This is a genomic window from Megasphaera micronuciformis F0359, from assembly GCF_000165735.1.
Lineage (GTDB): Bacteria > Bacillota > Negativicutes > Veillonellales > Megasphaeraceae > Megasphaera > Megasphaera micronuciformis.
Genome location: NZ_GL538207.1, coordinates 1 through 983, shown reverse-complemented (window position 1 = coordinate 983; position 983 = coordinate 1). Strand labels below are relative to the sequence as shown.

Below are 983 nucleotides of genomic sequence, written 5' to 3'. Positions count from 1 at the left end.
TTTAGCGTAGATACCCCGCTATAGCTGTGGTCTTCGTCAAAGGCCGTCACACTCGCCCAGCCGGTACGATACGATCCGTCGGGATATTCCTGGCGAATAAAGACCGGCTTACGATTATTAAATCGATTTTCAAGAATTTCAACGGCTTCATCGTTTAAGACTAACAGCCCTTCATACGACATGGTCCAGCTTAGCATGCCCGAAAGTCTCGTACTGTAGTTGCCGCTGTCTTTCGACGTGGCGTCAATCGATTCCGCCTTACGAGATAACGGATTGTTTCGCTGGCCACCCAAAAGAACCCACGTCGGGGCGCTATCAAGCGCAATATAAATCAGAGTGTCTTTGCCGGCAATGGCCGTCGAGTTTTCTTCCATGACCGGAAGGTTTTTAATTTTATCTTCTGTTAAGGACATACCTGTTCCTCCTTATTAATTCATATTCTGCTGCAATACCCATTCCACGGTCAGTACTCCGTGATAGGCGCTGTTATTATCAGCATACAGTTCCTGATACGCCATGTATTGCGCAATCACAGCCGTACCGATTTGCGTGTACCCGGTAAGGGGTAATGAGTATTTGGTCAGTAGATACACCATATCATCAAGTATTTCATTGACTTCTTTTTTAGCTCTTCCTCGGGTCCAGACGTGAATCTGTTGGCTTACGGTGTGATACACCGTTGTTTATTTTCGTCAACAGGCGAGCCGTGAAACTCGCCTAAGACGATATACGGCATCGCATCCGTTTCCGATTCTGTCGGAACGCTGTCATACACAGGGATCGTCTGACCCGTCGAAAGAAGCGTATACACATTTTGCTGTACCTGGTTAAACGGAATTCTACTTATCACGAACGATAGCCTCCTTTATCGCCTCTCGAATGGTCGGACGTACTATGTCAATGGCAGGCTGCATGAAAGGGTGCGGTGCTCGTTTGGGGATAATGGCTTTGGCCATAAACCATCCTTGTCCGCCGGGCTTCAT

3 protein-coding genes are annotated in these 983 nt (G+C 47.7%); all 3 read right to left on the bottom strand.

Features of this window, described 5'->3' with window-relative positions; all coding sequences use genetic code 11:
* Positions 1–413 (bottom strand): phage tail tube protein (locus tag HMPREF9429_RS03730; protein ID WP_006941775.1); only part of this gene is annotated, 413 nt, incomplete at its 3' end.
* Between the two features lie 15 nt (positions 414–428).
* Complete coding sequence (locus HMPREF9429_RS03725) at positions 429–677, bottom strand: hypothetical protein (protein ID WP_006941773.1); 249 nt, start codon at positions 675–677, stop codon at positions 429–431.
* Positions 662–850 carry a hypothetical protein gene (locus tag HMPREF9429_RS03720; RefSeq protein WP_006941771.1) on the bottom strand — a complete coding sequence of 63 codons (189 nt, stop codon included), beginning with the start codon at positions 848–850 and terminating at the stop codon, positions 662–664. Before HMPREF9429_RS03720 ends, HMPREF9429_RS03725 begins: the two co-directional genes overlap by 16 nt.
* Positions 851–983: the final 133 nt, after the last annotated feature.